The organism is Streptomyces albus subsp. albus, from assembly GCF_000725885.1.
GTDB classification, from domain to species: Bacteria; Actinomycetota; Actinomycetes; order Streptomycetales; family Streptomycetaceae; genus Streptomyces; species Streptomyces albus.
In genome coordinates, this window is record NZ_JODR01000015.1 from 50,857 (window position 1) to 69,954 (window position 19,098).

15 protein-coding genes are annotated in these 19,098 nt (G+C 72.1%); 7 read left to right on the top strand and 8 right to left on the bottom strand.

Features of this window, described 5'->3' with window-relative positions:
* The first annotated feature begins 32 nt into the window (after window positions 1–32).
* Window positions 33–704, top strand: coding sequence for a response regulator (locus tag IO40_RS0117710; RefSeq protein ID WP_016467856.1), 672 nt, complete (start codon window positions 33–35; stop codon window positions 702–704).
* A 154-nt stretch (window positions 705–858) separates the two neighbouring features.
* Here IO40_RS0117710 and IO40_RS0117715 read toward each other — a convergent pair whose 3' ends face one another.
* From IO40_RS0117715 to metH, 3 genes are all read right to left on the bottom strand, one after another.
* Window positions 859–2,451 (bottom strand): ABC transporter substrate-binding protein, encoded by a 1,593-nt coding sequence (locus tag IO40_RS0117715; protein ID WP_016467857.1) that lies wholly within the window; start codon window positions 2,449–2,451, stop codon window positions 859–861.
* Window positions 2,452–2,821: 370 nt separating this feature from the next.
* A complete protein-coding gene (locus IO40_RS0117720; protein ID WP_016467858.1) occupies window positions 2,822–3,523 on the bottom strand; it encodes an HAD family hydrolase in 702 nt (233 codons plus the stop codon).
* Between the two features lie 103 nt (window positions 3,524–3,626).
* Window positions 3,627–7,148 carry a methionine synthase gene (metH, locus tag IO40_RS0117725; RefSeq protein ID WP_016467859.1) on the bottom strand — a complete coding sequence of 1,174 codons (3,522 nt, stop codon included), beginning with the start codon at window positions 7,146–7,148 and terminating at the stop codon, window positions 3,627–3,629.
* A 223-nt stretch (window positions 7,149–7,371) separates the two neighbouring features.
* On the opposite strand from metH, the gene IO40_RS0117730 reads away from it, so the two are divergent.
* The 6 genes from IO40_RS0117730 to IO40_RS0117755 all read left to right on the top strand — a co-directional run bounded on the left by IO40_RS0117730 (window position 7,372) and on the right by IO40_RS0117755 (window position 14,479).
* On the top strand, window positions 7,372–8,136 hold the full coding sequence (locus tag IO40_RS0117730; RefSeq protein ID WP_016467860.1) for an IclR family transcriptional regulator: 765 nt from the start codon (window positions 7,372–7,374) through the stop codon (window positions 8,134–8,136).
* 273 nt (window positions 8,137–8,409) lie between these two features.
* The gene (locus tag IO40_RS0117735; RefSeq protein ID WP_016467861.1) at window positions 8,410–9,165 is read left to right on the top strand and encodes an MIP/aquaporin family protein; all 756 of its coding nucleotides are present in this window, start codon (window positions 8,410–8,412) and stop codon (window positions 9,163–9,165) included.
* A 60-nt stretch (window positions 9,166–9,225) separates the two neighbouring features.
* Window positions 9,226–10,770, top strand: a complete 1,545-nt coding sequence (glpK, locus tag IO40_RS0117740; RefSeq protein WP_016467862.1) for a glycerol kinase GlpK — start codon at window positions 9,226–9,228, stop codon at window positions 10,768–10,770.
* 5 nt (window positions 10,771–10,775) lie between these two features.
* Entirely contained in the window at window positions 10,776–12,386 is a 1,611-nt protein-coding gene (locus IO40_RS0117745; protein WP_030408273.1) for a glycerol-3-phosphate dehydrogenase/oxidase, read from the top strand.
* A gap of 224 nt (window positions 12,387–12,610) precedes the next feature.
* Window positions 12,611–13,771 (top strand): glycoside hydrolase family 18 protein, encoded by a 1,161-nt coding sequence (locus IO40_RS0117750; protein ID WP_016467864.1) that lies wholly within the window; start codon window positions 12,611–12,613, stop codon window positions 13,769–13,771.
* Window positions 13,772–13,807: 36 nt separating this feature from the next.
* Entirely contained in the window at window positions 13,808–14,479 is a 672-nt protein-coding gene (locus tag IO40_RS0117755) for a FadR/GntR family transcriptional regulator (RefSeq protein ID WP_016467865.1), read from the top strand.
* A gap of 168 nt (window positions 14,480–14,647) precedes the next feature.
* On the opposite strand, the gene IO40_RS0117760 is transcribed toward IO40_RS0117755, so the two are convergent.
* From IO40_RS0117760 to IO40_RS0117780, 5 genes are all read right to left on the bottom strand, one after another.
* Window positions 14,648–14,956 (bottom strand): hypothetical protein, encoded by a 309-nt coding sequence (locus IO40_RS0117760; RefSeq protein WP_016467866.1) that lies wholly within the window; start codon window positions 14,954–14,956, stop codon window positions 14,648–14,650.
* A gap of 68 nt (window positions 14,957–15,024) precedes the next feature.
* Window positions 15,025–15,858: an amidohydrolase family protein gene (locus tag IO40_RS0117765; protein ID WP_016467867.1), complete on the bottom strand. Its 834-nt coding sequence runs from the start codon at window positions 15,856–15,858 to the stop codon at window positions 15,025–15,027.
* Window positions 15,855–16,859, bottom strand: coding sequence for an aldo/keto reductase (locus IO40_RS0117770; RefSeq protein ID WP_016467868.1), 1,005 nt, complete (start codon window positions 16,857–16,859; stop codon window positions 15,855–15,857). The genes IO40_RS0117765 and IO40_RS0117770 overlap by 4 nt, the downstream gene beginning before the upstream one ends.
* On the bottom strand, window positions 16,856–17,647 hold the full coding sequence (locus IO40_RS0117775) for an SDR family NAD(P)-dependent oxidoreductase (RefSeq protein ID WP_016467869.1): 792 nt from the start codon (window positions 17,645–17,647) through the stop codon (window positions 16,856–16,858). Before IO40_RS0117775 ends, IO40_RS0117770 begins: the two co-directional genes overlap by 4 nt.
* Window positions 17,644–19,011, bottom strand: coding sequence for an enolase C-terminal domain-like protein (locus tag IO40_RS0117780; RefSeq protein WP_234029740.1), 1,368 nt, complete (start codon window positions 19,009–19,011; stop codon window positions 17,644–17,646). The genes IO40_RS0117775 and IO40_RS0117780 overlap by 4 nt, the downstream gene beginning before the upstream one ends.
* Between the last annotated feature and the right edge of the window lie 87 nt (window positions 19,012–19,098).

A 19,098-nucleotide genomic window follows, 5' to 3' on the forward strand; every position in this document is an offset into this window, starting at 1 on the left:
GACCGCTGCCGTCCCCGCCCGAAGGAGTTCCCGTGGCTGTCCGCGTTCTGCTGGTGGACGACCAGCCGCTGTTGCGCACCGGCTTCCGCATGATCCTGGAGGCCGAGCAGGACATCGCGGTGGTCGGCGAGGCCGGTGACGGGCTCCAGGCGCTCGACCAGGTGCGGGCGCTCCAGCCGGACGTGGTGCTGATGGACATCCGGATGCCCCGGATGGACGGCGTGGAGGCCACCCGCCGGATCACCGGTCCCGCCAAGGACGGCCCCGCCAAGGTGCTGGTGCTGACCACCTTCGACTTGGACGAGTACGTGGTGGAGGCGCTGCGGGCCGGGGCGAGCGGCTTCCTGCTCAAGGACGCGCCCGCCGCCGAGCTGGTGCAGGCCATCAGGGTGGTGGCGGCCGGCGAGGCGATGCTGGCGCCGAGCATCACCCGGCGGCTGCTGGACAAGTACGCGGGCAAGCTGCCTTCGGGCGAGGAGCCGGTGCCGGACACGCTGCACCAGCTCACCGAGCGCGAGGTGGAGGTCCTCAAGCTGGTGGCGCGGGGGCTGTCGAACGCGGAGATCGCCGCGGATCTGTTCGTGAGCGAGACGACGGTCAAGACCCACGTCGGCCACGTCCTCACGAAGCTGGGGCTGCGCGACCGGGTGCAGGCGGCGGTGTACGCGTACGAGAGCGGACTGGTGCGGCCGGGCACGACGTGACGTGCGCCCCGCCACCGGATCGCTCCGGGCGGCGGTGCTCCGGCCGGCCGATGGCCCCCGGGGCCCGGGCCGGAGCCCGGAGCGCCTGCGGATGATGCGCTGAGAGGGCCCCCACCGGGCGCGGTGGGGGCCCTCTTCTTCACGCTTTCGGGGATCAGCCGTCGTGGCCGCGGCCCAGCTCCCACAGCTGGAGGACCGAGGAGGAGTTGAGGGCCCATTCGACGCCGGTGATGTCGTCGCGGGCGGCCAGGTACTGCTTGCCCTGCCACAGGGGCAGCACGGGTACCTCGTCGGCGACGATGTCCTGGGCGCGGCCGAAGCTGTCGGCGGTGGCGGAGCGCTCGGTCTGCCGGCGGGTCTGCGGGATGATCGTGTCGCGGATGCGCCGGTTGGTGTAGGTGGAGCCGAGGAAGTTGTCCTCCTCGAAGAAGGGCGCGATGAAGTTGTCCGCGTCCGGGAAGTCGGCGTACCAGCCGTAGCCCCACACCGCGTACCGGCCGCCGGTGGCCGCGGGACGGAACGCGTCCCACTTGACGCCCTTGACGCGCACGTCGAACAGTCCGCTGCGGTTGAGCTGCCGCTTCAGGAGGGCGAACTCCTCGGCCGTGGCGTCCCCGTAGTGGTCGGTGGTGTAGGTGAGGGTGAGCTTGACCGGCTTGTCGATGCCGGCGGCGCGCAGAATGCTTTCGGCGCGCTTGGGGTCGGGCTCGCCGTACTTGTTGAAGAACGAGTTGCGGTGGGCGGTCAGTCCGGCCGGCACGAGACTGTAGAGCGGCTCGGCGCTGCGGTCGTAGGCGTCCCGCACGATCTCCTTGCGGTCGACGAGCTGCGCCATGGCCTGGCGGACGGCCTTCTTCGCCGTGGGGCCCTTCTTGGTGTCGAAGGCGAGGTAGCGGATCTCCTGGCCGGGCTGTTCGACCAGTTCGATGCCCTCGTCCTGGCCCGCGTCGAGCCGGGAGACCTGACCGGGGGAGATCGTCCGCCCCATGACGTCGATCTTGTCGTCCTCGAGCGCCTTCTCCATCGCCCGGGAGGTGTCGAAGAAGCGCAGCTCGATCTTGTCGTTGTGCGGTGTCAGGCCGCCCTTGTAGTGCGGGTTGCGGGTGAGGGTGGCCGACTCGGCGTCGATGCCGCCGAGGGCGTAGGGGCCGGAGCCGACGAGCTGTGAGCCGGTGGTGAGGGAGTCGGCCGGATAGGTCTCGCTGTCGACGACGGCGGCGGCCGGGGTGGTGAGCTTGTACGGGAAGGTCGCGTCCGGCTTCTTGAGGTGGAAGGCGATCTCGCGCTTGCCCAGCGCCTCGACGCGGTCCAGGTTGCCGAAGAGCACGGCCGGGCCGCCCTTGTGGTTGATGCGCTTGACCCGCTGGAGGGAGAAGGCGACGTCCTTCGCGTCGAGGGCGTGCCCGTTGGAGAAGGTCAGGTCCTTGCGGAGGGTGCAGCGGTACTGCTCGTTGCGGGTGTCGGTGAAGCCGCACCGGTCGGCGGCCTCCGGCACGGGGGTGGTGCCGGTGCGGGGGGAGCGCAGCAGCGTCTGGAAGGTGTTGCGCATGACGCTCCAGGCGGCGACGTCGTAGGCGGCGGCCGGATCGAACGGCGCCGGTGCGCGCTTGCTGACCGTGAAGTGGTCCGTCGTACCGACGACGATCGGGTCGCCGCCGGCGCTTGAGCCCTGCTGCGTTCCGCAGGCGGCGAGCGTGGGGGCGAGCAGCCCGGCGAGCACGGGCAGCACCACGGTTTTACGGTTCATACGACGATCTCCTCGCCCGGCCGAGGGTGTGTTGCAGGGGGGGAATGGCCGGTGCTCAGACATTAATCGCCTGTGCGTACACCTCTTGAAGCGTAGGTGCTCGCAGTGCTTTCACAGACCGCACCCAGAGCATTTCTGTCCGCTATCCGGACGCCGGAACGTATTCCGCGTCGCTCCATCAATACGGACACATGGGAAGGACATTTTCCCCGCCAGTCACACCCGCACCACGCCTTCGGAGAGCCGCGACGGGGCCCCGCGTGAGGAACGTCACTGATTTTCCCCACGGCACCGGACATGCGTATTCGGCATTCCGCCGGGGCCCCCGAAAAGCATTTCGACAACGCGGCCGACAACCGGCGCGGAGGGTTCAGCGCGCCACCATGATCAAAGAGCGCAGCAATTCGAGATCGACTTCTTCGAGCGAACTGACAATCGTGCGGCCGGACTTGGCCTCGATCGGCGAAACGGACGGCACGGCCACCACCTGGCACCCGGCGGCCTCCGCGGCGGCCACGCCCGTCGCGGTGTCCTCCACCACCGCGCAGCGCGCCGGATCGGCCTTCAGCCGGCGTGCCGCCGTCAGATACGGGTCCGGGTGCGGCTTGGTGCGGGCCAGCTCGTCACCGGCGATCGTGCAGGCGAAGTTCTCCGGCCCGATCCAGGCCAGCATGCGGTCCACCACCGCACGGTGGGAGGCCGACACCAGCGCCGCGGGGATACGGTGCGCGGCCAGCTCCGCCAGGAGTCTGCGGGCCCCCGGCATCAACGGCACCCCCCGCTCCAGCCGCTCGACGAACTTGGCGTTCAGCAGCACGCTCAGCTCTTCCAGCGCGATGTCACAGGCCGTGGCCTCGATGAGGAACCCGGCGCTGCGTGACATGGGGCCGCCGACCACGACCTGCCGCCACTCGTCGCGCAGCTGGTGGCCGAGCTCTGCGAAGACCTCGACCTCCGCGTCCCACCAGAAGTCCTCCGTGTCGACCAGGGTGCCGTCCATGTCGAGCAGGACGGCCTGGAGCGCGGGCTCCTCGCCCGTGAGAGTGGTGACGGCGGGGGATGAGTGGACCATCCGCGAACACCTCCAAAGGGACGACGAGGCCGGTCGTGCCCCTCCCCGGGCGGGAAGGGGACGACCGGCCTCCACCGGACCGATCAGTGTACGACGTGCGCGCTCACCGGGCGTTGAAGTACTTGGCCTCGGGGTGGTGCAGGACGATCGCGTCGGTCGACTGTTCGGGGTGGAGCTGGAACTCCTCGGACAGCTCGACACCGATCCGCTCCGGCCGCAGCAGCTCGGCGATCTTGGCCCGGTCCTCCAGGTCGGGGCACGCCCCGTAGCCCAGGGAGAAGCGGGCACCCCGGTACTTCAGGTCGAACATGCCCTGCATCTCGCCGGGGTCCTCGCCGGAGAAGCCCAGCTCGCCGCGGACCCGGGCGTGCCAGTACTCGGCCAGGGCCTCCGCGAGCTGGACGGACAGACCGTGCAGCTCCAGGTAGTCGCGGTAGGCGTCACCGGCGAACAGCTCGGCGGTCTTCTCCCCGATCCTGGAGCCGACCGTCACGACCTGGAGGCCCACCACGTCCGTCTCGCCCGACTCCTCGGGGCGGAAGAAGTCGGCCAGGCACAGCCGCCGCCCGCGCCGCTGGCGGGGGAAGGTGAAGCGGGTGCGCTCGTTGCCCTGCTCGTCCAGCAGGATCAGGTCGTCGCCCTTGGAGTAGCACGGGAAGTAGCCGTAGACGACGGCCGCCTCCAGCAGGTTCTCCGTCTGGAGCCGCTCCAGCCAGCCGCGCAGCCGCGGCCGGCCCTCGGTCTCCACCAGCTCCTCGTAGGAGGGCCCGCCGCCCTTGCGGGACTCCTTGAGCCCCCACTGGCCCTTGAAGAGTGCGCCCTCGTCGATCCAGGAGGCGTAGTCCTGCTGGGCGATGCCCTTGACGACCCTGGTGCCCCAGAACGGCGGGGTGGGAACGGGGTTGTCGACGGCCACGTCGGAGCGGATGGAGCCGTCGTTGACCTCCGGCTCGGGGATGTCCACGGTCCGCCTGGTGACGCGGCGCTGCCGCAGTTCGGGCAGTTTGGCCCCGGGCACCCCGCGCTTGACGTCCATGATGGCGTCCATGAGGCTCAGCCCCTCGAACGCGTCCTTGGCGTAGCGGACCTCGCCCTCGTAGATCTCGTGCAGGTCCTGCTCGACGTAGGCGCGGGTGAGCGCGGCGCCGCCCAGGATGACCGGGAAGTCCGCGGCCATCTTGCGCTGGTTGAGCTCCTCCAGGTTTTCCTTCATGATCACCGTGGATTTCACCAGCAGCCCGGACATGCCGATGACGTCCGCCTTGTGCTCGGCGGCGGCCTCCAGGATGGCGCCGACCGGCTGCTTGATGCCCAGGTTGACGACCTGGTAGCCATTGTTGGACAGGATGATGTCCACCAGGTTCTTGCCGATGTCGTGGACGTCGCCGCGCACCGTGGCCAGCACAATGGTGCCCTTGCCCTCGACCCCCTCGGCCTTCTCCATGTGCGGCTCCAGATAGGCCACCGCGGCCTTCATGACCTCCGCCGACTGGAGGACGAAGGGCAGCTGCATCTGCCCGGAGCCGAACAGCTCGCCGACCACCTTCATGCCCGCGAGCAGGGTGTCGTTGACGATGTCGAGGGCGGGCCGCTCCTCCAGCGCCGCGTCCAGGTCGGCCTCCAGACCGTTGCGCTCGCCGTCGATGATGCGCCGCTGGAGCCGCTCCTCCAGCGGGAGCGCGGCCAGCTCCTCGGCCTTGCCGGCCTTCATCGACTTGGCCGTGGCCCCCTCGAACAGCTCCATCAGCTTCTGGAGCGGGTCGTAGCCCTCGCGGCGCCGGTCGTAGATCAGGTCACGCGCCACGGTGACCTGCTCCTCGTCGAAGCGGGAGATCGGCAGGATCTTGCTGGCGTGCACGATCGCGGAGTCCAGGCCCGCCTTGACGCACTCGTCGAGGAAGACGGAGTTCAGCACGATGCGCGCGGCCGGGTTGAGGCCGAAGGAGATGTTCGACAGGCCCAGCACCGTCTGCACATCGGGGTGCCGCTTCTTCAGCTCGCGGATCGCCTCGATGGTGTTGAGTCCGTCCTTGCGGGACTCCTCCTGGCCGGTGCAGATGGTGAAGGTGAGGACGTCGATGAGGATGTCCGACTCGTGGATGCCCCAGTTGCCCGTCAGATCGGCGATGAGGCGTTCGGCGATGGCGACCTTCTGCTCCGCCGTGCGGGCCTGGCCCTCCTCGTCGATGGTCAGCGCGATCAGCGCGGCGCCGTGCTCGGCGGCCAGCGCGGTGACCTTCGCGAACCGCGACTCGGGGCCGTCGCCGTCCTCGTAGTTGACGGAGTTGATGACCGCCCGGCCGCCCAGCTTCTCCAGTCCGGCGCGGATGACGTCGATCTCGGTGGAGTCCAGCACGATGGGCAGCGTGGAGGCGGTCGCCAGCCGGCCGGCCAGCTCCGTCATGTCGGCGACGCCGTCCCGGCCCACGTAGTCGACGCACAGGTCGAGCATGTGGGCGCCCTCGCGGATCTGCTCCCGGGCCATCTCGACGCAGTCGTCCCAGCGGCCGTCCAGCATGGCCTCGCGGAACTTCTTCGACCCGTTGGCGTTGGTGCGCTCGCCGATGGCCAGGTACGAGGTGTCCTGGCGGAAGGGCACCGCCTGGTAGAGGGAGGCCGCCGCCGGCTCCGGCTGCGGCCTGCGCTCGGTGCGCTCCATGCCGCGCACCCGCGCCACCAGCTGCCGCAGGTGCTCGGGCGTCGTACCGCAGCAGCCGCCCACCAGGGAGAGGCCGTAGTCGCGGACGAAGGTGTCGTGCGCGTCGGCCAGCTCCTCGGGGGTGAGCGGGTAGGTGGCACCGTCCTTGCCGAGCACCGGCAGTCCGGCGTTGGGCATGCAGGAGAGCGGGACACGGGCGTGCTGCGCCAGATAGCGCAGGTGTTCGCTCATCTCGGCGGGGCCGGTGGCGCAGTTCAGCCCGATCATGTCGATGCCCAGCGGCTCCAGCGCGGTCAGCGCCGCGCCGATCTCGGAGCCGAGCAGCATGGTGCCGGTCGTCTCCACGGTGACCGAGCACAGCAGCGGCAGGTCCACACCGGCCGCCTCCATGGCACGGCGGGCGCCGATGACGGCCGCCTTGGTCTGGAGCAGGTCCTGGGTCGTCTCCACCAGCAGCGCGTCGGCGCCGCCGGCGATCATGCCCTCGGCGTTGCGCTGGTAGGCGTCCCGCAGGGTGGTGTAGGGGGCGTGCCCGAGGGTCGGCAGCTTGGTGCCGGGGCCCATGGAGCCGAGCACCCAGCGCATCCGGCCGTCCCTGCCCTCGAACTCCTCGGCGACCTCGCGGGCGATGGCCACGCCCTTCTCGGACAGCTCGAAGATGCGGTCGGTGATCTCGTACTCGCCCAGCGCCGCGTGGTTGGCGCCGAAGGTGTTGGTCTCCACGCAGTCCACGCCGGCGTCGAAGTACGCCTCGTGGACGGCGCGGATGATGTCGGGACGGGTCACGTTCAGGATCTCGTTGCAGCCTTCGAGCTGCTGGAAATCCTCCAGCGTCGGGTCCTGGGCCTGGATCATCGTCCCCATCGCTCCGTCGGCGACGACCACCCGCGAGGCCAGTGCCTGGCGGAGGGAGTCGGCCCGGGTGGGGAGAGAGGATGCGGACGTGCTGCTCGGCGACGAGGCCATGGAAGAGGCTCCCTGGGTTGCGACGGCTGTCGGCTTTGCGCGCCGTTGCGGCAGCGCACCCGGTCAGCGTAGCGGGCGGACGCAAGAGTGCAGGCCGACATTCCGACCAGCGGACACAGAACCGCTGGACCCCGGCTCGATCCCGACTACCACCGCGTCGACATCAAGCGATACCGTTCGGCATTGTCGAATCGGATATCGGACGGCAGGTCAGGGAGGACCGATGGCCCGGACCATCCAGTCGCTGGAGCGCGCGGCGGCCGTACTGCGGCTGCTGGCGGGCGGTGAGCGGCGGCTCGGGCTCTCCGAGATCGCCTCCGCGCTCGACCTGGCCAAAGGCACCGCACACGGACTGATCCGCACCCTCCAGCAGGAGGGCTTCGTCGAACAGGACCCGGCCACCGGCCGCTACCAGCTGGGGGCCGAACTGCTCCGGCTGGGCAACAGCTATCTGGACGTCCACGAACTGCGGGCCCGCGCCCTGGTGTGGACCGACGATCTGGCCCGCTCCAGCGGCGAGAGCGTCTATCTGGGTGTTCTGCACCAGCAGGGCGTGCTGATCGTCCACCACGTCTTCCGCCCGGACGACAGCCGCCAGGTGCTGGAGGTCGGCGCGATGCAGCCGCTGCACAGCACCGCGCTGGGCAAGGTGCTGGCGGCCTACGACCCGGTGGCGCTCAGCGAGGCGCTGGAGGGCGAACGGCAGGCCTTCACGGAGCGCACGGTGACCGGCGAGGCGGAGTTCGAGGCGGCGCTGGAGGTGGTCCGCTCACGCGGCTGGGCGGCGGACGTGGAGGAGACCTGGGACGGCCTGGCCTCGGTGGCGGCGCCCATCTTCGACCGGCGCCGGATGCCGGTGGGCGCGGTCGGTGTCACCGGGGCGGTGGAACGGGTCTGCGAGGGCGACGAACTGCGGCCTCTGCTGGTGGCCGCGGTGCGGGACACCGCGCGGGCGGTCTCCCGGGACCTGGGCGCCCGCCGGTTCTGAGGGGTCCGGGTGCGGTCCGGGTGCGGCGGCCGGCGCCGGCGGTGACCGTCCGGAGGCGGCCGGGCACCCTGGGCCGTCCCGACATGCCGGACGGCTGCGCGGGTCGCAGGATGGCTCTCAAGAGTGATCCGTCACACCCCCTTGACGTGGTCTTCATGAAGGAGAAAGGTTGCCGTTCAGCGGTCGACATTGTCGAACACCGGACGCTCAGCCGACCGGATCGGCCGACCGACCCGCTTATCCAATCTGGACAAAAGGACAAAGGAGTCGCGGGTGTCCAGCTCCGACATCTTCGCGAGTGAGGTCACCGGCACCATGGTGCTGATCCTCCTCGGTGGCGGCGTGTGCGCCGCCGTCAATCTGAAGCGCTCCAAGGCGTTCGAGGCCGGTTGGGTGGCCGTCGCCTTCGGCTGGGGCTTCGCGGTTCTCACGGGCGCCTACATCGCCCAGCCCTCCGGCGCGCACCTCAACCCGGCCGTCACCCTGGCGCTCGCGATCAAGGGCGACATCAGCTGGGGCGACGTACCGGTCTACATGGGCAGCGAGCTGCTGGGCGCCATGCTCGGCGCCGTCCTGGTGTGGCTGGCCTACTACAGCCAGTTCCAGGTCACGCTCCGCGACCCCGAGGCGGCCGAGATGAAGAACGCGAACCCGGGCCCCGTGCACGGCGTCTTCTTCACCTCCCCCGAGGTGCGCCACCCCTTCCTGAACTTCCTCACCGAGGTCATCGCCACCTTCGTCCTCATCTTCGCGATCCTCACCCAGGGCCTGAGCGCCAACGGCAAGGGGCTGAGCACACTGGGCGCCCTGATCACCGCGCTGGTCGTCGTCGGTATCGGTCTCTCCCTGGGCGGCCCTACCGGCTACGCGATCAACCCGGTCCGTGACCTGGGCCCCCGCATCGTGCACGCCCTGCTGCCGCTGCCCAACAAGGGCGGCAGCGACTGGGCCTACGCCTGGGTTCCCGTGGTGGGTCCGCTGGCCGGCGCCGCCATCGCCGCCGGCCTGTACAACCTCGCCTGGGGATAGCGGGTGCGCCAGAGCACCGAGAGGCAGACCGAACCCACGACGCATCGGAGCAGACACAGCATGAGCGACACCCACGAGACCCACGCCTCCGCGCACGGCGGCGGCCCGTTCATCGCGGCCATCGACCAGGGCACCACCTCCAGCCGCTGCATCGTCTTCGACAAGGACGGCCGCATCGTCGCGGTCGACCAGAAGGAGCACGAGCAGATACTCCCCAAGCCGGGCTGGGTGGAGCACGACGCGGCGGAGATCTGGACCAACGTCCAGCAGGTCGTCAAGGGCGCCATGGAGAAGGCCGGGATCACCAAGGACGACGTCCTGGCGCTCGGCATCACCAACCAGCGCGAGACGACCGTGCTGTGGGAGAAGGCGACCGGCAGGCCGGTGCACAACGCCATCGTCTGGCAGGACACCCGCACCGACGGGCTCTGCCGGGAGCTGGGCCGCAACGTGGGGCAGGACCGCTTCCGCCGCGAGACGGGGCTGCCGCTGGCCTCCTACTTCGCCGGGCCGAAGATCCGCTGGCTGCTGGACAACGTCGAGGGGCTGCGGGAGCGCGCCGAGAAGGGCGAGATCCTCTTCGGCACCATGGACTCCTGGGTCATCTGGAACCTCACCGGCGGCCCGGACGGCGGCAGGCACGTCACCGACGTCACCAACGCCTCGCGCACCCTGCTGATGAACCTGCACACCATGGACTGGGACGAGAAGATCTGCGCGTCCATCGGGGTGCCCATGGCGGTGCTGCCCGAGATCCGCTCGTCCGCCGAGGTGTACGGCGAGGCCACCGGGGACCTGGCCGGGCTGCCCGTGGCCTCCGCGCTGGGCGACCAGCAGGCGGCGCTGTTCGGCCAGACCTGCTTCGACCAGGGTGAGGCCAAGTCGACCTACGGCACCGGCACCTTCCTGCTGATGAACACCGGCCACCAGCCGGTCAACTCCTACAACGGGCTGCTGACCACCGTCGGCTACCGCATCGGCGACCAGGAGCCGGTCTTCGCGCTGGAGGGCTCCATCGCCGTCACCGGTTCGCTGGTGCAGTGGATGCGCGACCAGATGGGGCTGATCAACAGCGCCGCCGAGATCGAGACGCTGGCCAGCTCGGTGGAGGACAACGGCGGCGCCTACTTCGTGCCGGCCTTCTCCGGACTGTTCGCCCCGTACTGGCGTTCGGACGCGCGTGGCGTCATCGCGGGTCTGACCCGCTATGTGACCAAGGCGCACCTGGCCCGCGCCGTCCTGGAGGCGACCGCCTGGCAGACGCGGGAGATCGTCGACGCCATGCAGAAGGACTCCGGCGTCGAGCTGTCCGCGCTGAAGGTGGACGGCGGCATGACCGCCAACAACCTGCTGATGCAGACCATCTCGGACGTCCTGGACGCACCGGTCGTCCGCCCGATGGTGGCCGAGACGACCTGTCTCGGCGCGGCGTACGCGGCCGGACTGGCCGTCGGCTTCTGGTCGGACACCGACGAGCTGCGGGCCAACTGGAAGCGCGCCGCCGAATGGACCCCCCGCATGGACGCCGACACGCGTGAGCGGGAATACCGGAACTGGCTCAAGGCCGTGGAACGGACCAAGGGCTGGATCGAAGAGGAGAGCTGAGAGCGATGAACACCCTGCAGAGCGTCCCCACCCTCGGGACGCACCCGACTGCCGGCAGCAACCCTGGCCGTGCAGAGACCAGAGGGCTGCTCGCGAACGCGACGTACGACCTGCTGGTCATAGGCGGCGGCATCCTGGGGACCTCGGTCGCCTGGCATGCGGCGCAGTCGGGACTGCGGGTGGCCATGGTGGACGCCGGCGACTTCGCCGGCGCCACCTCCTCCGCGTCCTCGAAGCTGGTGCACGGCGGGCTGCGGTACCTGCAGACCGGCGCGGTCAAGCTGGTCGCGGAGAACCACCACGAGCGGCGGGTGCTGGCCAAGGACGTGGCACCGCACCTGGTCAACCCGCTCACCTTCTACCTGCCCGTCTACAAGGGCGGCCCGCACGGCGCGGCCAAGCTGGGCGCCGGCGTCTTCGCCTACTCGGCGCTGTCCGCCTTCGGTGACGGCGTCGGCCGGGTCATCTCCCCGGCGAAGGCCGCCGCCGACAACCCGGCGCTGCGCACCGACAACCTGCGGGCCGTCGCCGTCTACGGCGACCACCAGATGAACGACTCGCGGATGGCCGTGATGACCGTCCGCGCCGCCGTCGAGTCCGGCGCCGTCGTCCTCAACCACGCCGAGGTCACCGGGCTGCGCTTCACCCGCGGCCGGGTCACCGGCGCCGAGCTGAAGGACCGGCTGGACGGCACCGAGTTCGGCGTCAACGCCCGTCTGGTGCTCAACGCGACCGGCCCCTGGGTGGACCACCTGCGCAAGATGGAGGACAGCGGTGCGGCGCCCTCCATCCGCCTGTCCAAGGGCGCCCACCTGGTGCTCAAGCGCAAGTCGCCGTGGCGGGCCGCGATGGCCACGCCCATCGACAAGTACCGCATCACCTTCGCCCTCCCGTGGGAGGACCAGCTGCTGCTGGGCACCACCGACGAGGAGTACACCGGCGACCCCGCGGACGTGCGGGCCACCGAGTCCGACATCCAGCAGATCCTGGACGAGGCCGCGTTCTCGGTGCGCGACGCCGACCTGGACCGCGATCTGATGACCTACGCCTTCGCTGGGCTGCGGGTGCTGCCGGGCGGGCCCGGCGGCGTGGAGTCCGCCAAGCGCGAGACGGTCGTCTCCGAGGGCCGGGGCGGCATGCTGTCGGTGGCCGGCGGCAAGTGGACCACCTACCGCCACATCGGCCGTACGGTGATGAACAAGCTGGAGAAGCTGCCCGGCGGCACGCTCACCGAGGACAGCGTGCCGGTCAAGGAGCTGGTGCGGCGCACCCCGCTGCCCGGCATCTCGAACCCGAACGCGGTGGCGCACCGGCTGCTGGTGGACCGCGAGCCCGGCGTACGGATGGACCCGCTGACCGCCCGTCAGCTGGCCACCCACTACGGCTCGCTGTCCTTCGACATCGCCCGCCTGGTCAACGAGGACCCCGCGCTCGGCGAGCGGATCCACCCCGACGGCCCCGAGATCTGGGCCCAGGTCGTCTACGCCCGTGACCACGAGTGGGCCGAGACGGTCGACGACGTCGCCCGTCGCCGCACCACCCTCACGATCCGCGGCCTGGACACCGACGAGGTCCGCGCCCGCATCGAGGAGATGCTGGCCCAGCGGCGCGGCTGAGACAGCGCCCGCCGGCGGTGAGCCGGACCGAGGGGCGTGCACCGCACGGCGGGGCACGCCCCTTCGGCGTTCCCGGGCCACCCGGCGGCGGACCGCACCGGGCCGGTCCTCCCCGGCGGCGCGCCCGTCGCCCCCCCGGGAGGACCGCGCACCAGTTCGGCAATTCGGTAACGAAGCACCCTCCGCTCCCCCGCCGCGCCCCGCCGGATGGCACCGTCGCCCGCATGCACGCCGAAGCGGGGATGAAGCCGGAGCGAGCCGGGGAACCCGGTGCCGGGACCGGACAGGAGCCACCTCTTCCGGCCCCGCCCGAGGAGGGCCGCACGGGCCGGCGCCGCGGGCCGCGGCTGCCGGGCCGGACCCGGATGCGGCGCGCCCTCGTGCTGACCGCCCTCGCCCTGGCGGTGCTCGTCCTGCTGCCGGTGGCGGGCGCCGCCACGGCACTGCGGCTCGCGTACGCGGGAGACCCGTCCGCCGAGGCCCGCACCCGGGGGCGGGACGCGCTGTGGCTGGGACACGCCTGGGTGGACGGCCGGCGCGACGCGGCGGACCTGCGCGCCCTCAAGCGGCGGATGGCGGGCACCGGCATCCGCGACCTGTACGTCCACACCGGACCGCTGGAGCACGACGGCTCACTGCCCGCCGCACGCTTCCCCCGCGCGCACTGGCTGCTGCGCGCGGTCGAACGGGAGCTGCCCGGTGTACGGGTGCAGGCGTGGCTGGGCGACAGGCTGGTCCGTCAGGAGGGCCGGCGCGACGGGCTGCGGCTGGCCGACCCGGCGGCGCGGAAGCGGATCGTGGCCAGTGCCCGGCGGGTGCTCGCGGCCGGCTTCGACGGCGTGCACCTCGATCTGGAGCCGCTGCCCTCGGACGACGGCGCCTATCTGCGGCTGCTGGACCGGCTGCGCCCGGCCGTCCACGCCCGGGACGGGGTGCTGTCCGTCGCGGCGCACCAGATCGACCCCCTGCCCGGGCTGCACCACGTGGGCGAGACCACCACCGGGGAGGGCAAGTGGTGGTCCCAGCGGTACTTCGGCCGGGTCGCACGGCGCGTGGACCAGATCGCGCTGATGTCCTACGACACCTGGCTGCCGCTCCAGAGCCTGTACGGCGGCTATGTGGCCCACCAGACGCGGCTGGCCCTCCAGGTCGCGCCGAAGGATGTGGACCTGCTGATGGGGCTGCCGTTCTTCCACACCGACGACCTCGGGCACCATGCCGGGGCCGAGACCGTCGCCGCGGCGGTCCGCGGGGTGCGGCTGGGGCTGGGCCGCGAGGACCCCGGCCGCCGGCGGTTCGGCGTCGCCGCATATGTCGATTTCGCTGCGACGGCCCGGGACTGGGCGGACTACCGGAGCGGCTGGTGCCGTCCTCGGGAGTCATAATGAACGCGAGACATCGGATGTCTTTGGGGAGGCAGCGTGGCGGTCACCGATGAGGCGATCGAGAAGATCAAGGGGATGATCGTCTCGGGGGCGCTGCGCCCCGGCGACCGGCTGCCGAAGGAGAGCGAGCTGGCCGCCGGGCTGGGACTGTCGCGCAACTCCCTGCGCGAGGCGGTGCGGGCCCTCGCCCTCATCCGCGTCCTGGACGTGCGCCAGGGCGACGGCACCTATGTGACCAGCCTCGACCCGCGGCTGCTGCTGGAGGCCATGAGCTTCGTCGTGGACTTCCACCGCGACGACACGGTGCTGGAGTTCCTCGCGGTCCGCCGCATCCTGGAGCCCGCCGCCACCGGGCTGGCCTGTCCGCTGATCGCCGAGGAGGAGCTGGACGCGCTGGCGGCGCAGCTCGACGCCCTGGGAGACGAGCCGTCCGTGGAGGAACTGGTCGCCGCCGACCTGGAGTTCCACCGGCGGATCGTGGCCGCCTCGGGCAACGGCGTCCTGTGCTCCCTGCTCGACGGCCTGTCCGGGCCCACCACCCGGGCGCGCGTCTGGCGCGGACTCACCCAGCAGGACGCCGTGAGCCGCACCCTGCACGAGCACCGTCAGATCCTGGGCGCCCTGCGCGCACGGGACGCGGAGGCCGCCCGTTCCTGGGCCACGGTGCACATCGCCAGCGTCGAGCAGTGGCTGCGCTCGACCCTGTGAGGCCCCGCCGGCACCGGCCGGTGCGGCGCCCGATGCCTGCGCGGGGCTCCTGACCTGCGCGCGGCAGGGGCGCCGGCACGGCGGTCACGGTCGGTCGGCGGTCGCTGTCGGTCGGGGGTCGCGGCGGTACGGCGGTCGCGGTCAGTACGGGGCCGCGACCGGCCGCGGTCAGCGTGCGGCGTGACCCGTGCCGCCCGGCGCGGCGTCCCCGGGTCCCGGACGTTCGCCGGGAGCGGCGTCGGCGTCGGCGTCGGCAGCGGCGTCGTCGGCCTCCGCCACGGCGTCCCGTACGCGTTCCGCCTCGTCCTCGCCCAGCTCCGAACCGGCCGCCAGGTGGGGGCTGCCGAAGGAGGGGGAGCTGAAGCCCGGGGAGAACAGCCCGGGTCCGTCGTCCGTGCCCGGCGTCTCGGCGGCACGGTCCCCCTCGTGCGCCGGGTCGTGGTCGGGGGCCGGTGAAGCGGTGGGTTCGTGTGCCACGGAACGCTCCCGGGGGTTCGGTCGGTTCGAACGGGTGCGCCCCACCCTAGGCGATGCGGGACGCGCGCTCACGCCCGTTGCGGGGCGGCCACCCCGTAGACGCGGGCGGCGTTGCCGCCGAAGACCGCGGCGCGTTCGGCAGGAGCGAGATGGGCGGTGGCCTCCTCCGCGAGCGCGGCGACCTCGTCGTAGTAGGCGGCCAGGGTGCACACCGGCCAGTCGGACCCGTACAGCACCCGGTCGGGGCCGAAGGTCTCCAGCACGTGACGGGCGTAGGGCAAAAGCTGCTGTTTCGTCCAGCCGCCCCAGTCGGCCTCGGTGACCAGACCGGACAGCTTGCACGAGACGTTGGGCAGCGCGGCGAGGCGGCGCAGCCCGGTGGCCCACGGCTCCCACTCCCCCGCCGCCACCGGGGGTTTGGCCGCGTGGTCGAGCACGAAGGAGAGTTCGGGCAGCGCCTCGGCGGTCGCCACGGCGGCGGGCAACTCCCGCGGGGTGACGAGCAGGTCGTAGACGAGCCCGGCACGGGCGACCGCGGCCAGTCCGCGTCTGACGTCGGGGCGGCACAGCCACGCGGGGTCCGCCTCGTCCTGCACCTGGTGCCGGACGCCGGCGAGCCCGGCGGGGAGCGCGGGACCGCCGGGTGCCGTCAGATCGGCCCAGCCCACGACCGCGGCGATGTGCCGCGAACTCTCCTTGACGGCGAGCAGTTCCGCCGTCTCCCCCGTGGAGTGGCACGCCTGGACGACGACGGTGGCGGTGATGTCGTGGGCGGCCAGGTGCGGGAGGAGGTCCCGCTCGGTCCAGGTGCGGCGGATCGGTGCCGCCCAGGCGCCGTTCATCCAGGGCAGGGAGCGCCGGGAGAGGTCCCACAGGTGATGGTGGGCGTCGATGCGGATCATGACGGGCCAATCCTCTCGGCGGGCGGCGTGGGCACGGGCAGGTCGTCGTCCAGCAGCCCCTCGGCGACCAGGTCCCGCCACAGCTGTGCGGGGATGTCCTGCCGGGCGAGCCGGGCGTTCTCCAGCACCTCGTCGGGCGCGGCGGCGCCGACCACGGCGGCGGTGACGGCCGGGTGCCCGAAGGGGAAGCGCAGCGCCGCCGCCCGCAGCGGTACGCCGTGCCGGGCGCAGACGGCGGCGGTCCGCCGGGCGCGCTCGACGAGGTGGGCGGGGGCGGGACGGTAGTCGTAACTGGCCCGGGGGCCGGGGTCGGCCAGCAGTCCGGAGTTGTAGACGCCGCCGACGAGCACCTCGGTGCCGCGCCGCGCGCACACCGGCAGCAGGTCGTCGAAGGCGGAGCGGTCCAGCAGGGTCCACCGCCCGGCGCACAGCACCACATCCACGTCGTACTCGGCCACCAGACGGGCGAGATGGTCGCTGTGGTTCATGCCGAAGCCGATCCGGCCCACCACCTTCTGGTCGCGCAGTTCGGCCAGCGCCGCGTACCCGGTGGCCCGCACCTGCGGGAGGTGGTGCTCGACGTCGTGCAGGAAGGCGATCTCGACGTGGTCGGTGCCCAGCCGGGCCAGCGAGTCCTCCAGGGTGCGGTGGATGCCGTCACGGCTGAAGTCCCACACCCGGGCGCGCGGCGGCGTGTCCACGAAGCCCTCACCGGGGGCGGATTCGCCCGGGGCGAGGGGGCGCAGCCTGCGGCCGGCCTTGGTGGAGAGGGAGTAGGTGTGGCGCGGCACTCCGGCGAGGGCCCGCCCCAGCCGCTCCTCGGAGAGCCCCACGCCGTAGTGCGGGGCGGTGTCGAAGTGGTGGCATCCCGACTCCAGCGCGGCCTGCACCACTGCGTGCGCCCGCTCCTCGGACATCGCCGTGCCCAGGTTGCCGAGCTGGGCACAGCCGAGGCCGAGCAGGGGAAGCCGCCGCGGTGCGGGCCGTTGCGCCGCCGTCACCGGGGCTCCGGGCGCAGACGCAGGCCCTGCATGCCCCCGTCCACGGCCAGGGCGGTGCCGGTGACGGCGCCGGCGCGGGGGTCGGCCAGGTGGGCGACGGCCTCGGCGACCTCCTCGGGCCAAACGAGCCGCCCGGTCGGCTGCCGGGCCTCCAGCGCCGCCCGTTCGGCGGCGGGGTCCTGGGCACGGTCCAGCAGGCGGCCCACCCACGGGGTGTCCACGGTCCCGGGGTTGACGCAGTTGACGCGTATGCCCTCGCGTACGTGGTCGGCGGCCATGGCCAGGGTGAGGGAGTACAGGGCGCCCTTGCTCGCGGAGTACAGGGCGCGCTGCGGCAGTCCGGCGGTGGCCGCGATGGAGCAGGTGTGGGTGAGGGAGGCGGCGCCGGGCCGGCCGGCCGCGGCCCTCCGCAGGTGGGGCAGCGCCGCCCGGTCGGTCCGTACGACGCCGAGCAGGTTGACGTCGAGGACGTGCCGCCACTCCTCGTCGTCGTTGTCCTCCACGGTGCCGGTGGCGCCGATGCCCGCGTTGGCGACGACCACCTGGAGTCCGCCGAGTTCGGCCGCCGCCCGCTCGACGGCCGCCCGTACGGCGCCCTCGTCGGTGACGTCGGCCTCCAGCGCGAGGGTGCCCTCGGGGGCGCCGCCCGGGTCCCGGTCGAGCACGGCGACGCGGGCCCCGCGCGCGGTCAGCAGCGCGGCGACGGCGGCACCGATGCCGGAGCCGCCGCCGGTGACGAGCGCCGGCACGCCCTCGAAGGCGCCTGCGGGCTGCGGGGATCGGCTCATCGGGGTCCCTCCTGTCCGGACTGCGGGTGGAGCGGGTGCGCGTCGTGCCCGGGGCGGTCGCGCCACACCGGCCCGTCCGGGTAGCGGTGGGCGGCCAGCGAGTGGTCGTGCATCCGGGCGGAGAAGCCGGGTGCGGTGGGGGCCCGGTAGTGGCCGTCCCGGACGACGGCGGGGTCGGCGAAGTGCTCGTGGAGGTGGTCGACGTACTCGATGACGCGGCCCTCACGGGTGCCGGAGACGGCGACGAAGTCGAACATGGCCAGGTGCTGCACGAGTTCGCACAGGCCCACGCCGCCCGCGTGCGGGCACACCGGCACCCCGAACTTGGCGGCGAGCAGCAGGATGGCCAGGTTCTCGTTGACCCCGGCGACGCGCGTGGCGTCGATCTGCACCACGTCGACCGCCTCCGCCTGGAGGAGCTGCTTGAAGACGATGCGGTTGGCGGCGTGTTCGCCGGTGGCGACGGGCACGGGCTGGCGGGCGCGTACATGGGCGTGGCCGAGGATGTCGTCGGGGCTGGTGGGCTCCTCGATCCAGTACGGGTCGAACGCGGCGAGCTCCCGCATCCAGCGCACCGCCTCCTCGCGCTCCCAGCGCTGGTTGGCGTCCAGGGCGATCCGCACCTGCGGGCCGACGGCCTCGCGCACCAGCCGCAGACGGTGGAGGTCCTGGCCGAGGTCGGCGCCGACCTTCAGTTTGATCTGGGTGAAGCCGTCGGCGACGGCCCGGCGGGCGAGGGCGACCAGTTTCTCGTCGGAGTAGCCCAGCCAGCCGGGCGAGGTGGTGTAGGCGGGGTAGCCGGTCTCGCGGAGTGCGGCTGCACGGCGCTCACGGCCGGGCTCGGCGGCGCGCAGCAGGCCGAGGGCCTCCTGCGGGGTGAGCGCGTCGGTCAGATGCCGGAAGTCGACGAGTGCGACCAGTTCCTCGGGGCTGAGCGAGGCCAGGTACGCCCACAGGGGCTGTCCGGCGCGTTTGGCCGCCAGGTCCCAGGCAGCGTTGACGACGGCCCCGGCCGCCATGTGCGCGACCCCCTTCTCGGGGCCGAGCCAGCGCAGTTGCGAGTCGTGGGTGAGCCGGCGGTGGAGCCCTCCCAGGTCCGAGGTGACCGCGTCGAGCGGGCAGCCCGCCAGGTAGGGGCGCAGGGCCCGGATCGCGGCGACGACGACATCGTTGCCGCGGCCGATGGTGAAGCAGAAGCCGTGGCCCTCGTGCCCGTCGGGGGCGTCGGTGCGCAGGACCACGTAGGCGGCGGAGTAGTCGGGGTCGGGGTTCATGGCGTCCGAACCGTCGCTGTGCTCAGAGGTCGGGAAGCGGACGTCGTACACGTCGACCTCGGTGAGGCGATACATCGGACCTCTGCTCATAGGTCCGATGTATAGCCCTCGCGCCGGTACTCCGTCCAGGGGCGTGCGCCGGCGATTCGAGGGGGCGCGGGGGCTGCGGTCCCGCCA